The organism is Tolypothrix tenuis PCC 7101 (genome assembly GCF_963874875.1).
In the GTDB taxonomy this organism is placed as follows: Bacteria; Cyanobacteriota; Cyanobacteriia; order Cyanobacteriales; family Nostocaceae; genus Aulosira; species Aulosira tenue.
This window is the reverse complement of sequence record NZ_CAWNJS010000001.1, coordinates 1,106,440-1,122,182: the sequence shown is the minus strand read 5'-3', so window position 1 is coordinate 1,122,182 and position 15,743 is coordinate 1,106,440. Positions and strand designations below refer to the sequence as shown.

Here is a 15,743-nt window from a genome sequence, read left to right as displayed (position 1 = left end):
AGTGAAACCATGAATTTCTATGAATTTCATTCATGGTTGGGCTAGAAAGGAAATTATGAAAATCATTAAACGTACCATCAACTGGTTAGAAACCCGCGCTTGTGTCCCTGCATACAGCGGTTGGGTTTTAGCAGGAATTGCTATCTGCTTTTTTGGCGCTGCTGTGAATACAATGGCTGGTTGGCTTTATGCCATCAGTGGAGTGAGTTTTGCTCTGTTAGCCATAGCGGCTATTTTGCCCCCGCGATCGCTTGTGGGTTTAACCGTGAAACGCCGTGCCATTAGGCCTGTCACCGCCGGAGATGAATTAACGGTAGAAATCGAAATTCACAATCAAACAAAGCAAGCTGTAAACTTGCTACAAGTTGAAGATATGTTGCCTTTTGTGTTGGGGAAACCAGTAACCAAGTCCATAGAAACCATTCCCCCCCATGAGCATTACCGTTGGGTATATTACCAACCAACGCCCCGCCGGGGTGTTTATCGCTGGCATACAGTCGAACTCGTTAGCGGTGCGCCTTTAGGCTTGTTCTGGTGTCGCCGTCAGCGTGAATGTGCAGCCACAGCGATTGTTTATCCGAGTGTATTACCGCTAACTTACTGCCCACTAGTAGATGAAATGGGGCAAGACGAAAGCGACATGAGTAACTTTCTTGGCAAAACGTTACAAACAGAGACAACTGGACTAGTGCGATCGCTTCGTCCTTATCGTCTAGGCGATCCTACTCGTCTGATTCACTGGCGCACCAGCGCGCGCTACGGGGAATTACGGGTACGGGAATTAGAAATAGTTACTAGCGGTCAAGAAATTATTATTGCGCTTGACAGTACAGTGAATTGGGCAGAAGAGAATTTTGAACAAGCCGTCATCGCTGCCGCATCTCTATATTTTTATGCCCAGCGTCAAAATATCCAAGTCCAACTGTGGACAGCATTCACAGGATTAATTAAAGGCGATCGCATAGTTCAAGAAGCCTTAGCAGCTACTAAGCCGCAGGAAGATGCTAATGCACCTATTCCAGAAGGCTATCCCTTAATTTGGCTAACTTCCAATCCTCAAACCCTTACTTCCTTACCTTTAGGTAGTCGCTGGATTTTATGGGAAAATCATCCTGCTGCCACAGAACCAGTAATAGCTAACCGAGATTACCCTGGTATTGTTATACAAACTGAGCAAGGATTACAACCACAACTACAAAAATCCTTACACTCATAAATTACTGACAATTCCATGTATTGAAAAATTCAATGTCTGTTTCTAAGTCAAGTTTTTCTGATGACTTAAATATTTTTCTGTCCCGGTAACCGAGATATATCAGCCTTTGCCCAAAGGCTATTTCAATTTAGTAACAAAGGTTGGGGAAATCTCCCCAAGATTACCGCATTCAGGCTGAGGTACAATGCAAAGAAATGTTTAAATTATGAGCGGCTGATCTAATGATCTCATCAGAAGTGAATACAAAATCCAGCGATAAAAGCCTAGAGGCAATGCGGCATTTTTCCGAACAATACGCCAAGCGTACTGGAACCTACTTCTGTTCTGAACCTTCGGTTACCGCAGTCGTGATTGAAGGGCTAGCTAAACATAAAGACGAACTTGGTGCGCCTTTGTGCCCTTGCCGCCACTACGAAGATAAAGAAGCCGAAGTACACGCCACATACTGGAACTGTCCCTGTGTGCCGATGCGGGAACGTAAGGAGTGCCATTGTATGCTGTTTCTGACCACAGACAACGAGTTTGCGGGAGAACAGCAAGAAATCACCCTTGAAACCATCAAAGAAGTGCGAGACAGCATGGCATGAGTGAAACCATGCCCCAAGAGTTTTGGCAAGGCGTAGAACAGTTTAATACTGGGCAGTTCTATGCCTGTCATGACACTTTAGAAGCTTTGTGGATTGAAGCCAGCGAGCCTGAAAAAACCTTTTATCAAGGCATTCTCCAAATTGCCGTAGCACTTTATCATTTGAGTAATCACAACTGGCGGGGTGCAGCAATTCTGCTAGGAGAAGGCAGTAATCGTTTGCGACGTTACCCTTCCAGTTACGGTGGCATTGATTTAGAAGCTTTATTAATCCAGAGTGTGGCATTGTTGCAAGTATTACAAAAAACTAGCCCAGATCAAATTGCTGCTGATGATCTGGGTGAATCTGACACTTTGCCTTTGCCTAGGATAGAGCTAGTACAAGAAGGCTGAAGTCTGAAAGCTATATGCTAGAGGACTCATATTTGATTTTTGCCGTTCAAGTAGGATGCGTTAGCGATAGCGTAACGCATCAGCAACAAAACTGATATTTTGTCTAGAAATCAAATCGGATTCCCATATAAACTTTCTGCACATTGAGAATCGTAGTTATACTTCCGCCGTCATCTACTAGTTAATCTTAAAATTATTTAATGCTGAAAAAATGTCCGATTAAATAAAGAGAACCGCATAAAACAACTAAGTCTTCGGGAGAAGCAAAAGCTGCTTCTAAGGCGGAAGTTAAATCGCGGTAAGATTGGCAAAAACTCAATTCCGGACAAATTTCCGCAGCTAGTTTGGCTAAGTCATCAGGAATTGCTGAAGAAGTATCTGGTATAGGTACGAGACATAACTTATCTCCCTCTCGTAATAAAGCCTGGAAAATGTCGGCATGGTCTTTATTTGCCATCATTCCCATCACCCAAGTTATTTTAGGGTTAGTTAATGTATCAACATAATCACGTAAAACTTCAGCACCAGCTGGATTATGGGCACCATCTAGCAATAATTTGTGCTTTTTCCAAGTTACCCATTGAATACGCCCAGGCCATTTAGTGTTGGCCATGCCATTAATTATGGCTGTTTGAGAAATGTGCCAGCCTTGTTTTTGCAGAATTTCGATCGCAGCTAAAGCTAAGGCAGAATTTGTTAACTGAATTTGCCCCTGTAAAGCTAGCGGATATTGAATTAATCTGCCATCCAGAGTTTGATATTCCGCCCATCCAGAAGATACAGAACGCGCAGGCTGGGGTGTAAATATCGGGCATTCTAATTCTTGAATACGCGATCGCACAACTGCCTCTGCTTCTTTTGGCAATGGCCCCACCACAGCCGCACATCCAGGTTTGAGAATTCCGGCTTTTTCACCAGCAATATGGGCAACAGTCGGCCCTAGCTGCTGCCAATGTTCGCGACTGATGGAAGTAATGACTGTCACTAAAGGCTGTGAGCAAACGTTAGTAGCATCCAAGCGTCCGCCCAATCCTACTTCTACCACTGCTATATCTACCTGCTGCTGGGCAAAATATAACCAAGCAGCGGCTGTAATCACTTCAAATTGAGTGGGTGATTCTTCATCAGGTGCGATTGCATCCTTAACCTTTTGCAATAATTTATACAAATCTTCTGAAGCAATTGGCTGTTGATTAACAAAAATACGTTCTGTCCAATCAACTAAATGTGGAGAGGTGTAAAGTCCTGTCCGATAACCAGCTTGAGTCAGAACTGATGATAGATAGGCACAGACAGAACCTTTACCATTAGTACCAGCAACATGAATCACAGGCACTTTTTCATGGGGATTACCAAGATTGTCCAAAAGTTTGACAATGCGTGACAGTCCCAGATTGATACCGAAGTGTTGAAAGGATTGTAATAGAGAATCGATATCCAAGATTAGGGAATGGGTAATGGGTAATGGCTAATGGCTAATGGGTAATGAGTGAAATTATTACCCTTGACTTTCTTGTACAGACGCGATTAATCGCGTCTCTCTTGACTTTTGGCAAACACCAAACACCTAAATACAAATGAACCGACTGCCCCTTTGAAGGGAAACAGTCGGCTAAAGAATGTTAATTATTCTGAAAATTTAAGCTTCTCTGTTTAAAAAGTTTTGCACTTGTCGTAAAGCAGCTGCACCAATATTAAATACAGCCCAACCAGCAGCAATGGCTATTGGTGCTAGAACAATGGCTACACGAAAATCAATGTCCATATTGGAACCCCTCTGTTAAATAAATTAAACTTTTGTCAACTGCTCTCATTTTTTATTGTTAGCTGAAGTGGGCAATTTTTCCAGCCCCACGTGTAAAGAATGTTTACAATTTTGGGTTTTGGGGTTTGTTGTTTGGTGTTGGTCACGAGTCCAATGTCCAATAGAAAGGGATAGAGATTCCCATTACCAATTACCGATTACCCATTACCCAGTCCCCAGTCCCTAATCCCTAATCTCACGACTTTTGAGTAAATCCGATATCCGTTCCCTTTCCAGCATGAACTAAAGCTAACTTTTGGTAGCGTTGGGCGTGTTCGAGTAATTCTGCAGCTTCGGTGTCTGATAATTGGCGCACTACTTTTCCAGGAATACCAACTACTAATGACAAGGGTGGTATATCCTTTGTGACTACTGAGCCAGCACCAATAATGCTACCAGCGCCGACGCGTACACCATTAAGCACGATCGCACCGATCCCAATTAAACTGCCGCGCTCAATGTAGGCAGAATGTATCACAGCACGATGTCCTACGGTCACATGATCTTCTAATATGGTAGGAAAACCAGGATCGCCATGTAGAATAGCTCCATCTTGTATATTCGTGCATTCGCCAATATCAATGCGTTCTACATCGCCTCTGACTACTGCCCCATACCAAATGCTCACACCTGCCCTTATGTTTACGGAACCGATCACGCTCGCATTGGCTGCAACAAAGGCAGCTTGAGAAAAATCAGGAGATGGCCAGTAAGAAGCGATAGACACGATAGAATATGGATATGGTACCCAGGAACACTGGAACAACTCCAACATTTCGGGCTGGTTGCAAAAACCAGAATATCACAGGGTCAAGCTTCTATGCTGAATTAAGACACTAGTGAATGCTGTTCCTGCATCAGTCAGTGACTTTTTAGCAGTGAGCGGGTAAACCAAAGTGGTGGAGCCGAAGTGTAATATCCAACCCACTGGCGCTGGTGAAGACTAAATTATGTTTCTACGCACTTCATGATGAATCCAGGCTTGCAGTACCCAATATTTGGCCCTGAAATACAGTGTCCCCACTGTCGTCAAACAATTCCGGCGCTGACACTGACAGATACTTATTTGTGTCCGCGTCATGGGGCGTTCGAGGCTAATCCCAAAACGGGAGAATTAATTCATTTACAGTCGGGGCGACATTGGCGAAAGTGGAATAGTGAATGGTATCGACAACATACCCATCCCGATGGTATTCGGTTTGAAATTCACGAAGCACTAGATAAACTCTATACCCAAGGTTTCCGAGCCACGCGAGTCATTATCGCTCGTCGTTATCAGGAATTGATGAGTGGTTATTTAGAACGCAGCACTCCTTGGCGTTCTGGACAGCCCGAAAATTCCTCAGCAAGGCTGTACGGTTTACCTGTGGACTTTAGCCCCGAATCCACAGAAGATCCCTGCTGGGAAGTAATTAATTTTGATTTGGAAAAAGAGCCTGGTGTCCCTGTGCGCTACCCTTATTTCCGATTATTTGAGTAAATTGTCATTAGTCATTAGTTATTAGTCAAGAGTTATTGATCATTGCTGAGAAGTAAATGACAAAAAAACAAACGCCCAAGGACAAATGACTAATGACCAAAGACAAATGACTAATGACAAAATTATGCATCACGCTTCTATTCGGACTGCGAATATTCATCGAGCGATCGCCTTTTATGAACAACTGGGGTTTACAGTTTGTGAACGCTTCACTACAGGCTATACCCTAGCTTGTTGGATGGAAGGATTGGGTGGCAGAATTGAACTTATCCAAATTCCCGAACCAAAACCAGCCCCAGATGCTTTTGCAGATGAGCATTATGTGGGCTATTATCATCTTTCATTTGATTTAACAGAAATTACTCCCGACTTACCTAGTTGGCTGAATAATTTACAAGAACAATTAAAAATAGCGGCTCAAAGCCAGCCAGAACAATTTCAACCTCTCAAAATACTTTTAGAACCAACACAGCAGCAGATAGGCGATCGCATTTATGAGGTCGCTTTTATTGCGGATTATGACGGACTACCCTTGGAATTCATTCGGATTTTAGTAAAACTCAACTAATTTCGCTTTTATATCGATTATTTTTGCTGATAAAATATCACATCTCTGTAGTTTTGCGTAGGTGTCCAATGGAGCGCAAAGATTAGACTATAGTCATCAATACCAAAAATGTAGCTCAGTTTACAGGGTATCTACAAAATCAATGTCTGTGTTTTCCACCTTGTATAGATATCGTCTTACTTTATTCCTGTTGTGCTTTGCGATGATTGCAGTGTTGTCATTTAGTGGTAAACCTGCTGAAAGTCAACACGTGCTTGCGTCCCAACAGACACATTATCAATCAATGGTAAATGAACAAAAACCCACACCTATAAAAGTGACAGACAACGTCCGCAAAACTTTGCTAGAAAATGGCTTGACGGTGCTGACAAAAGAAGTACATACAGCACCCGTAGTAACTGTGCAGGTGTGGTACAGGGTGGGTTCGCGCAATGAAGAACCTGGTGTAAATGGTATTGCTCACCAGTTGGAACACATGATGTTTAAAGGTACTAAAAATCGTCCTATTCAATTTGGGCGATTGTTTAGTGCTTTAGGTAGTGACTCCAACGCCTTTACTAGCTACGATCAAACAGCGTATTACGGCACTGCAGAACGAAATAAGCTGAAATCGCTCTTAGTTCTAGAAGCGGATCGGATGCAAAATGCTGTCATTGATACCGAACAACTAGCAAGTGAAAAGCGCGTAGTCATTTCTGAGTTACAAGGTTACGAAAATAGTCCTGAATACCGTCTCAATCGCGCCGTCATGGGAGCTGCTTTTCCCAATCATGCATATGGGTTACCTGTAGGCGGTACAAAAGCTGATGTAGAAAAATTTACAGTCGAGCAGGTACAGCAGTATTACCGCGAATTTTACACCCCCGACAATGCCATTTTGGTGATTGTAGGAGATTTTCAAACAGAGTCAACTCTAGAAACAGTAAAAGAAATCTTTGGTAAATTACCTAAGAGTCAAGAGTCAAGAGTTGGGGAGACGCGATTAATCGCGTCTGTACAACAGTCAACAGTCAACAGTCCCATTGTGCTGCGAGAACCGGGTGCAGGAAAACTCTTGCAAGTGGTTTATCCGCTACCCGATGTGAATCACCCAGATGTACCAGCGCTGGAAGTGATGGATTATATTTTGACCGAAGGACGTAATTCTCGCCTTTATCAAGCATTGGTAGAATCAGGCCTAGCTAACGACATTACTGCTTATGTTTCTAGCTTACGGGAGTCTGGCTGGTATGAACTGTCAGTTACCGCTGCTCCTAGGCAAAATTTGGCAAAAATTGACTCGGTATTAAATAAAACGATCGCAAATCTGGTAAAAACTGGAGTGACAGCAGAGGAAGTCAACCGCGCTAAAAACCAAGTCGAAGCATCTGCAATTTTAAGTAACCGCGATCTCACAAACCTAGCAATACAATTAGGTAATGATGAGACAACTACGGGCGATTATCGCTACACAGAAAGGTACTTGGCTGGTGTCCGCGAAGTCAAACCAGCTGATGTTATCGCTGTAGTTAATAAATATCTCAAACCAGAATTACGTATAGTAGGGTGGTTTGAACCCAGCCAAAAGCAGACAAAAGCACTGACTACTAAAATTCAGTACGCGCAAACTACAGAAAAATTTTCCCCTGGTTCTCCTGTAGCACCACAAGAGGTAATCAAATACTTACCGCCTGTGGATGAAGTCACATATCTTAGCACTCGCGAACTACCACAACAATTTACCTTGGCTAATGGTTTGCGGTTATTACTACTACCAGATAAAAGTACCCCCACAGTTACCCTCAGTGGCTACATTAATGCAGGGATGGAATTTGATCCAGAAGATAAAGCTGGATTAGCATCACTGGTAGCAGATAACTTGATGAATGGTACGAAAACCCAGAACTTCTTAGCAATTGCCAAAGCTTTAGAAGAACGAGGTGTAGGTTTAGATTTTGAAGCCTATCGCGAAGGTGTGCGAATTGAGGGTGAAAGTTTAGCTGGCGACTTGCCTGTACTTGTGAAAACTTTAGCAGATGTTGTGAGAAATAGTACATTTCCGGCAACAGAGTTAGAATTAGACCGTCAGCAAGCTTTGACTAATCTCAAACTAGATTTAGATGACCCCGATGAAGTCGCAATTAGAACTTTTGCTCAGTCTATTTATCCGAAAAACCATCCGTTGCATACTTACCCTACAGAAAAAAGCCTACAGCGGATTAAGCGTCAGGATGTAATTGCGTTTAAGACAAAATATTATCGTCCCGATACTACGGTGTTAGCACTGGTAGGAGATTTTGATCCCACAAAAGTGCGATCGCTCATTGAAGCTGAGTTTGGTGGTTGGAAAGTTAGCGGTGAACCACCAAAATTAAAATATCCGCCAGTACCAATGCCGGAAAAAATAGTGCGTGTCAACTCAGTCCTCCCCGGTAAAGTTCAGGCTATCACTTATATGGGTTACACAGGTATTAACCGTCAAGATCCTAGATTCTATGCAGCCTCAGTATTGAATCAGATTTTGGGCGGCGACACCTTATCTAGTAGACTCGGAGCAGAAGTGCGCGATCGCCAAGGTTTAACCTATGGAATTTATAGCTATTTCAAGGTAGGCAAGAATGCTGGGACATTTTGGATTGAAATGCAAACTAGCCCAGAAGATACTAGTAAAGCGATCGCTAGTACTCATGAGCAATTAAAGCAAATCCATCAGTATGGTGTGAGTGCATCTGAACTGGAAGCAGCAAAGCAAAATCTCATCAGCAACTACAATGTTTCACTGGCAAACCCAGAGGAATTAGCAAAAAGAATTCTCATGAATCAAGTCTATGGGCTCAATGAAGTGGAACTGCGCTCTTTTAGTAATAAAATTCATCAAGTTACCCTATCTGAAGTTAATCAGGCTGCTCGTGAATTACTCCACCCCGATAAAATTGTTGTGGTAACAGCTGGCCCTGCTGTGTTGGCAGATCATACTATTCAGTAAATGAGGGAAGGGGAAAGGGGGAAGGGGGAAGAGGTAAAGGCAATATTTAGGAATTTACAAAAATTATTCAAAATTTTCAGTAGATTGTGATTAAGATGCAGAATTAATATCAACAATTTGCCTGAGATGCAAGTAATCAAGCACATTTACTTCATATTAGTATTAATACTAAGCTTTGCTGTTGTAAATACAACTCCAATCTTAGCAGCAAATGTCTCTGGCGATGTCCTCAAACAAGCTGCTATAGAAACTCCTGTGAGTTTAGGAAATGCAGCGAACGAACTAAAATTTGAGCCAAATACCTTAGAATTTACGGCGGGGAAACGCTACAATCTTCGGCTGACAAATCCTAGCCAACTAAAGCACTATTTTACTGCTAAAGACTTTGCCGATGGCATCTGGACGCAAAAAGTTGAAGCAGGCAAAGTAGAAATTAAAGGCGCTATCCACGAAGTAGAACTCAAACCTGGTGCAACAGCAGAATGGGTATTTGTGCCTCTCAAACCAGGGAAATATAGCCTGCGATGCACTGTTCCAGGACACGCAGAAGCGGGCATGACTGGTGAGATTACTGTTAGCAATTGATACTTTTTCACCTAATATATTTGATCGTATCTGTAGCTACTGCTAGTAGTTTATGGGATTGCATATCAGTGACTTTAGTGGGGCTTAGATCCCCGAATTTTTGAAAAATTCGGGGATCTGGCAATTTTTATTTGCCTCATCACGAGCGATCGCATCCATAACTAAGGGATGATCATATTTCTTTTCCTGATTTCCTAGTAGCAAGCTCACTTTTTTTAGGTAGCAAATTCTAAAGAAAAAAATAAGTTAATTTAAATATAGATATTATTTCTCAACTAAGCTAGAACAAAATTCACCTTCAGCTACAGAGCATCAAACATTATTTAATCCCACATGAACATTCTCAGTAACTTACTTTCACAAACAGTACAGCCGAACCCTCCCAAACAACGCCGAGGTATTGAAATTAAATCGCCGCGTGAAATAGATATTATGCGGCAATCAGCAAAAATAGTGGCAACTGTACTTAAAGAAATTTCTGAGCTAGTAGAGCCAGGAATGACTACGGCTGATTTGGATGCTCATGCGGAAAAACGCATCCGTGAAATGGGTGCTACACCAAGCTTTAAAGGATATCACGGTTTCCCTGCTTCTATTTGCTCGAGTATCAATAATGAAGTTGTACATGGAATTCCTAGCCCTAAAAAAGTCATCCGTACAGGCGATGTCTTAAAGGTAGATACGGGCGCTTATTACCAAGGCTTTCATGGTGACTCTTGCATTACAATTGCCGTTGGTGAAGTGACCCCAGAAGCAGCGAAATTAATTCTTGTAGCTGAGGAAGCTCTGTATAAAGGGATTGAACAAGTGAAAGCTGGTGTTTACTTGATGGATATTGCTGGTGCAATTGAAGATCATGTGAAAATGAACGGCTTTACTGTAGTTGAAGAATTCACTGGGCACGGTGTAGGACGTAACCTACATGAAGAACCATCAGTGTTCAACTACCGCACCCGCGAAATGCCAAATGTCAAACTACGCGCTGGTATGACATTGGCAATTGAACCAATTTTAAATGCAGGTTCTAAACATACACGTACTTTAGCCGATCGCTGGACAGCCGTAACTGTAGATAATGCCCTGTCAGCCCAGTTTGAGCATACAGTATTAGTCACAGAAACAGGCTATGAAATTTTGACCGATCGCACAAATGTTTAAGTTTGGGGTTTGGTAACTGGTAATTGTGAATTGGTAATTGGTAATTGGTAATTGGTAATTGGTAATTGGTGTTTGTAATTTTCCTTTCCCCTTTCCCCTTTCCCCAATCCCCAGTCCCCAGTCCCCAATCCCCAATCCCCAACCTCAACCCTGCGACTTAGGCAAATAGCGAATCACTTCTGCAACTGACCAAGCTTGTGCGATCGCCCCTTTGGGTATGTGGGGTTCATCGCCATCAAAAATCTCGGAAATTGAGCCTAGACAAGCATCAGATGAGAAGTGTTTCAGTAAAGGTTGCCAATCAAAAGGTGGTGCGGCTTCTGGGTAAAAGCGTTGCCAAGCACGGATAAATGGGCCAATCAGCCAACTCCAAACAGTACCTTGATGGTAAGCGCGATCGCGTTGTTCTGGAGTTCCTTGATATTTGCCAATATATTGCGGATCGCTGGGAGCGAGACTCCGTAGTCCATAGGGAGTGAGCAAACTGGAAGCTGCTAGCGCCAATACCTCACGCCCTTGTTGTTGTGAAAACCCACAATGATGTAAAGACAGTGCTAAAACGGCGTTTGGTCTAATTTGAGAATTCCGTCCATCGTCTAATTCTATAGTGTCGTAAAAATAGCTGAGTTTGGGATTCCAAAACTTTTGCAGAGAATTTTTTACCTGTTGCGCTTGCTGGGCGTAACGTTGCGCTTGCTTTGCCAAACGTTCGGAAGAATTTCCATTTGGAATTTTGCTCAAGCGTTCTGCCCACTGACTCAACCAACATAAGGCAGAGTACCACAAAGCATTAATTTCCACAGGCTTACCCAGCCGGGGAGTCACAGGTTCGCCGCCAACTACCGCATCCATCCAAGTCAAGGCGACACCAAGTGCTTCCCAACCCACTAGCCCATCAGTAGCATCAACATGGATATTGTAGCGAGTGCCACCCACAAAAGCTTTATGAATTTGCTGCACTACAGGAAATTGTTCTGCCAGAAACTCCCAATCTTCAGTAGCTTCTAAATATAAACCTAGAGTTTCAATCCATAACAGCGCTGCATCAATACTGTTATAAAAAGGCTCACCACCAACATCAGGAAAGGCATTAGGAATTAAACCTTGCCGACAGTAATATCCAAAAGTCCGTAATAGCCCCTTTGCTAGTTCAAAGCGTTTGGGAACTAGCGCCAATCCTGGTAAAGCCAGCAAAGTATCCCGCCCCCAATCATTGAACCAGTGATAACCAGCAATAACCGTAGGGCCAGCTATGGAAGCGCGATAGACAATAAACTGATCGCTAGCTTTTAATAGTTGTTGCAAAATGGGGCATGGGGCATTGGGCATGGGGCATTGGGAATTGGTAATGGGTAATGGGTAATGGGTAATTGGTACTTCCTCATCCCCTTCAACCTCCCAATCCCCAGTACCCAGTCCCCGATCCCCAATCCCCTCCCGATCCCAACCAAAAATCTGGGAAAGTCTTTCTTGTTCTGCTTCAATTGCTTCTATAAAAGTGTCGTCAGAGAGAGGGGCTAATTTTAAATCGGGGAAGCCTAATCTTACTTCTAAGGTGACACAATCTCCGGGTTGGAGAGTCACTGTTAAGTAACCAGGGCTATAAAGGTCTTCGCGATCGCCTAATCCGCGCTTGGTTTCTTCTAACAATCGGTAATTCCAATACCACACCGCGTCAGCTTGATACTCTCCTTGTGTCCAACGCAAATGCCAAGGTGTACCAAATTTTCCAGCCACAATCGCTTGCAAACAAACTTGTTGGGGTAACAAAATTTGTGAGAAGTGTAATTCTGGAGAAGCAGTTTGCTGGTAGTGAAAGTCGCGATCGCCAATCAGCAGCCGCAGCCTTAAAATACCTACTTCCCGGCCTTCGTAGCGATATTGGATTAACAGGCGATGGCATAAGGTTGGGGATGAGGAGGATTGAAGAGAATTTTCCCCCTTGCTTGTAGAGACGCGATTCATCGCGTCTCTACCCTGCCCCCCTGCTTCTATGCTCCCCTGTTCTAACCCATAGGGCATAATTAATTGTCTACTGAGTTGCCAATGATTTTGACCCCAAACCCATTTTGATACTGGGTTAAGCTCAAAGGAACGCAGCAGTTGGTAGCCAGTTGGTTCAATTCGGCTACTGTCCCAGTAATTTGTCCCTAAGGGTACAACTTTCCCTTCAACTTCCAAACTTGCTTCGAGGTGTGAAAGTAGCAGGGTACGACCGGAAGGGGGATTTGTCGCGGCAAAAAACCAACCATGATAGGTACGTGTACGGATATCCGAAACCGTTCCACTGGCAAAACTACCTAACCCGTTAGTCAGCAACCATTCTCTTGTATCTAAATTAGCCATTTGCTACTCAAAATCGTTATGACTATGATATAGTCGTAACAGATCGTAATTAAACTGTGAGAGCGTGGACGGGTAAGTTTTACCTGACCCGAACTCCAACGCTAGTAAATAAATATAAGTTGAAGGAGAATTAGGTTCATGTCCCTCACTTACGGAACAGAAGGATGCCTCCGCGTTGGTCAACAGGCTCCAGAATTTACAGCAACAGCTGTAGTGGATCAAGAATTTAAGACAATCAAGCTTTCCGACTATCGCGGTAAGTATGTAGTTTTATTCTTTTATCCCTTAGACTTTACCTTTGTTTGCCCCACTGAAATCACAGCATTTAGCGATCGCTACGAAGAATTCAAGAAACTTAACACCGAAATTTTGGGTGTTTCCGTTGATAGCGAATTCTCTCACTTGGCTTGGATTCAGACTGACCGCAAATCTGGTGGTGTAGGCGACTTAAATTATCCTTTAGTTGCTGACATCAAAAAAGAGGTAAGCGCTGCTTATAACGTACTCGACCCAGCAGCAGGTATTGCTTTACGCGGTTTATTCATCATTGATAAAGATGGTGTGATCCAGCACGCCACCATTAACAACCTAGCTTTTGGTCGTAGCGTTGATGAAACCTTACGGACATTGCAAGCGATTCAGTATGTCCAATCTCACCCCGATGAAGTTTGCCCTGCTGGTTGGCAACCTGGTGACAAGACCATGAATCCCGATCCCGTGAAATCTAAAGTTTACTTCTCCGCTGTCTAGTAGTTTGCCAAGGAAGCTGGGAGAAAGGGTAAGGGGAAAAAAGGAAAAAATTTTTACCCCCTTTTACTCACCCAAACTCAGCAATTGGGCTTGCCATCTGACTAAATTTCTCTTGCCAGAAAACTGCAAAGCAGTATACTGGATTTAAGAGCAGTATCAATTATCACCACAGATAACCACAGATGAACACAGATAAACATTAATCCGTGTCAACTTCAGTGCCAATCTGTGGTTTTTTCATGTTTTAGGATGGAATTAGAGTGTGGGGCATGGGGGATTGGGCATAGGGCATGGAATATTTTTATATTTAAATCTCTCATCCCTTTTGACCCTTGACTTTTGACTCTTGACTCTTGACCCTTGACTTTAAATTATCAAAGATAAAATATGCTAACTTCAACAGATTTTAGCGGCTTATTCAATGAGCGCTTCTTCCACAATTTTCTACCAATTCCTGCTATCTATGAACTAAGATTAGATGTAGGAACACCAGATTTTCAACTGCCAGATATTACAAATGGCACTTTGCTGAAACTTTCAAATTACAGAGGCAAACAACCAGTTGTGCTGGCGTTTACCAGAATATTTACAGAAAAGCAATATTGCCCTTTTTGCTATCCTCACATCAAATCTTTGAATGAAAACTATGAAGAATTTCAAAAGCGTGGGATAGAAGTTTTGATGATTACGAGTACTGATGAAAGACAAAGTCAAATCGTTGTCAGAGATTTAGGCTTAAAAATGCCGTTATTGAGTGACCCTGGTTGTAAAGTATTTCGGAGATATCGAGTAGGGCAAGCTCTAGGAGCGCCTTTACCAGCGCAGTTTGTATTAGATAAGGATGGAAAACTCCGTTATTATCATTTATTTTCTTTTCTGGATCATAATGCCAGTGTAGACACACTATTAGCTAAATTTTAGCTTTGTAGTAGTTTTAGAATATTTGCCAAATAATTACCAGCAAATAGTCTAGCTAAACTGTAATTACTTTAATTACGAATTACGAACTACGAATTACGAATTACAAATTGCTGTAATGTAGAAAATTGGCATTGATTAATTTAACAAAAGTCATGAGGTTTGCCGATGTTGACACTTTATCATGCACCGCTTTCTCCTAACTCGCGCAGAGTTTGGATTACATTGATAGAAAAAGGGCTAGAGTTTGAACTAGTAGAAATCAAACTCAATGGAGAGCAATTTAAACCAGATTTTTTAGAAATTAGCCCTTTTCACCATATTCCAGCTTTAGTAGATGGCGACTTTAAAGTAATCGAATCATTAGCGATTCTGGATTATTTAGAAGCAAAATATCCCAATCCGATGATGCTACCTGAAGATCCAAAAGATTTAGCGATCGCACGAATGGTACAACTAGTAACTGTCAATGAACTTTTGCCGCCAACTAGTACATTTTTTCCTCAGTTTCTAGGCTTACCACCAGGAGATCCAGAAAAAATCCGGCAGTCAGAGGAAAAAATTTCTGTAGTACTGAAGTACTTTGAGAGTTTATTAGACGATCGCCCTTACTTTGGTAGTAACAACCTGACCTTAGCAGAGGTTGTAGCTGGAACTGTAGTAATTTTATTGCCTAGCGTGGGCATATCTTTAAATGATTATCCCAAGTTGAGCGCTTGGAGCGATCGCTTAACAGCACGTCCATCGTGGCAAGCTACTCAAATCACTCCAGAGATGATCCAAGATTTTCGCGCTATTGTAGAGGCAAGAATGTCACAGAAAGCTACAAGCTAGCACTGCTAATGAGTAAGTCAAAATTCAAAATTACGTTTCATGTGAATTAAGCCTTGAAACCCTAATGGGATAAGAAGCGTTTCTAATTCACATCAGGCGTATTTTTTATTTTGCTTTTTTCCACTCAGCTTCCCTGAGTC

15 protein-coding genes are annotated in these 15,743 nt (G+C 42.5%); 11 read left to right on the top strand and 4 right to left on the bottom strand.

What is annotated here, in order from left to right; translation table 11 throughout:
- Nucleotides 1–55 precede the first annotated feature (55 nt).
- The 3 genes from AACU25_RS04530 to AACU25_RS04520 all read left to right on the top strand — a co-directional run bounded on the left by AACU25_RS04530 (nucleotide 56) and on the right by AACU25_RS04520 (nucleotide 2,195).
- Nucleotides 56–1,216: a DUF58 domain-containing protein gene (locus AACU25_RS04530; protein WP_096583487.1), complete on the top strand. Its 1,161-nt coding sequence runs from the start codon at nucleotides 56–58 to the stop codon at nucleotides 1,214–1,216.
- Nucleotides 1,217–1,437: 221 nt separating this feature from the next.
- Nucleotides 1,438–1,803 carry a ferredoxin thioredoxin reductase catalytic beta subunit gene (locus tag AACU25_RS04525; protein WP_045870081.1) on the top strand — a complete coding sequence of 122 codons (366 nt, stop codon included), beginning with the start codon at nucleotides 1,438–1,440 and terminating at the stop codon, nucleotides 1,801–1,803.
- Entirely contained in the window at nucleotides 1,800–2,195 is a 396-nt protein-coding gene (locus tag AACU25_RS04520; protein ID WP_096574099.1) for a DUF309 domain-containing protein, read from the top strand. The genes AACU25_RS04525 and AACU25_RS04520 overlap by 4 nt, the downstream gene beginning before the upstream one ends.
- Before the next feature lie 193 nt (nucleotides 2,196–2,388).
- On the opposite strand, the gene AACU25_RS04515 is transcribed toward AACU25_RS04520, so the two are convergent.
- The 3 genes from AACU25_RS04515 to AACU25_RS04505 all read right to left on the bottom strand — a co-directional run bounded on the left by AACU25_RS04515 (nucleotide 2,389) and on the right by AACU25_RS04505 (nucleotide 4,726).
- The gene (locus AACU25_RS04515) at nucleotides 2,389–3,636 is read right to left on the bottom strand and encodes a bifunctional folylpolyglutamate synthase/dihydrofolate synthase (RefSeq protein ID WP_096574098.1); all 1,248 of its coding nucleotides are present in this window, start codon (nucleotides 3,634–3,636) and stop codon (nucleotides 2,389–2,391) included.
- Between the two features lie 198 nt (nucleotides 3,637–3,834).
- Nucleotides 3,835–3,960 (bottom strand): photosystem II protein Y, encoded by a 126-nt coding sequence (locus AACU25_RS04510; protein WP_096574097.1) that lies wholly within the window; start codon nucleotides 3,958–3,960, stop codon nucleotides 3,835–3,837.
- Between the two features lie 235 nt (nucleotides 3,961–4,195).
- On the bottom strand, nucleotides 4,196–4,726 hold the full coding sequence (locus tag AACU25_RS04505; protein WP_096574096.1) for a gamma carbonic anhydrase family protein: 531 nt from the start codon (nucleotides 4,724–4,726) through the stop codon (nucleotides 4,196–4,198).
- Between the two features lie 243 nt (nucleotides 4,727–4,969).
- On the opposite strand from AACU25_RS04505, the gene AACU25_RS04500 reads away from it, so the two are divergent.
- The 5 genes from AACU25_RS04500 (at nucleotide 4,970) to map (ending at nucleotide 10,755) form a co-directional block, all read left to right on the top strand.
- Nucleotides 4,970–5,479: a TIGR02652 family protein gene (locus AACU25_RS04500; protein ID WP_479688188.1), complete on the top strand. Its 510-nt coding sequence runs from the start codon at nucleotides 4,970–4,972 to the stop codon at nucleotides 5,477–5,479.
- Nucleotides 5,480–5,603: 124 nt separating this feature from the next.
- The gene (locus AACU25_RS04495) at nucleotides 5,604–6,047 is read left to right on the top strand and encodes a VOC family protein (RefSeq protein ID WP_096583485.1); all 444 of its coding nucleotides are present in this window, start codon (nucleotides 5,604–5,606) and stop codon (nucleotides 6,045–6,047) included.
- Between the two features lie 142 nt (nucleotides 6,048–6,189).
- Nucleotides 6,190–9,012: an insulinase family protein gene (locus AACU25_RS04490; protein WP_096574094.1), complete on the top strand. Its 2,823-nt coding sequence runs from the start codon at nucleotides 6,190–6,192 to the stop codon at nucleotides 9,010–9,012.
- A 126-nt stretch (nucleotides 9,013–9,138) separates the two neighbouring features.
- Nucleotides 9,139–9,597 carry a cupredoxin domain-containing protein gene (locus tag AACU25_RS04485; RefSeq protein ID WP_096574093.1) on the top strand — a complete coding sequence of 153 codons (459 nt, stop codon included), beginning with the start codon at nucleotides 9,139–9,141 and terminating at the stop codon, nucleotides 9,595–9,597.
- 333 nt (nucleotides 9,598–9,930) lie between these two features.
- Nucleotides 9,931–10,755, top strand: a complete 825-nt coding sequence (gene map / locus AACU25_RS04480) for a type I methionyl aminopeptidase (RefSeq protein WP_096574092.1) — start codon at nucleotides 9,931–9,933, stop codon at nucleotides 10,753–10,755.
- 144 nt (nucleotides 10,756–10,899) lie between these two features.
- Here the strand turns inward: map and AACU25_RS04475 are convergent, their stop codons facing one another.
- The gene (locus AACU25_RS04475; RefSeq protein WP_096574091.1) at nucleotides 10,900–13,101 is read right to left on the bottom strand and encodes an amylo-alpha-1,6-glucosidase; all 2,202 of its coding nucleotides are present in this window, start codon (nucleotides 13,099–13,101) and stop codon (nucleotides 10,900–10,902) included.
- A 138-nt stretch (nucleotides 13,102–13,239) separates the two neighbouring features.
- Here AACU25_RS04475 and AACU25_RS04470 point away from each other — a divergent pair, with 138 nt between their 5' ends.
- The 3 genes from AACU25_RS04470 (at nucleotide 13,240) to AACU25_RS04460 (ending at nucleotide 15,603) form a co-directional block, all read left to right on the top strand.
- Entirely contained in the window at nucleotides 13,240–13,851 is a 612-nt protein-coding gene (locus AACU25_RS04470; RefSeq protein WP_096574090.1) for a peroxiredoxin, read from the top strand.
- A gap of 387 nt (nucleotides 13,852–14,238) precedes the next feature.
- Nucleotides 14,239–14,772 (top strand): peroxiredoxin family protein, encoded by a 534-nt coding sequence (locus AACU25_RS04465; protein WP_096574089.1) that lies wholly within the window; start codon nucleotides 14,239–14,241, stop codon nucleotides 14,770–14,772.
- 165 nt (nucleotides 14,773–14,937) lie between these two features.
- A complete protein-coding gene (locus AACU25_RS04460) occupies nucleotides 14,938–15,603 on the top strand; it encodes a glutathione S-transferase family protein (RefSeq protein ID WP_096574088.1) in 666 nt (221 codons plus the stop codon).
- The last annotated feature ends 140 nt before the right edge of the window (nucleotides 15,604–15,743 follow it).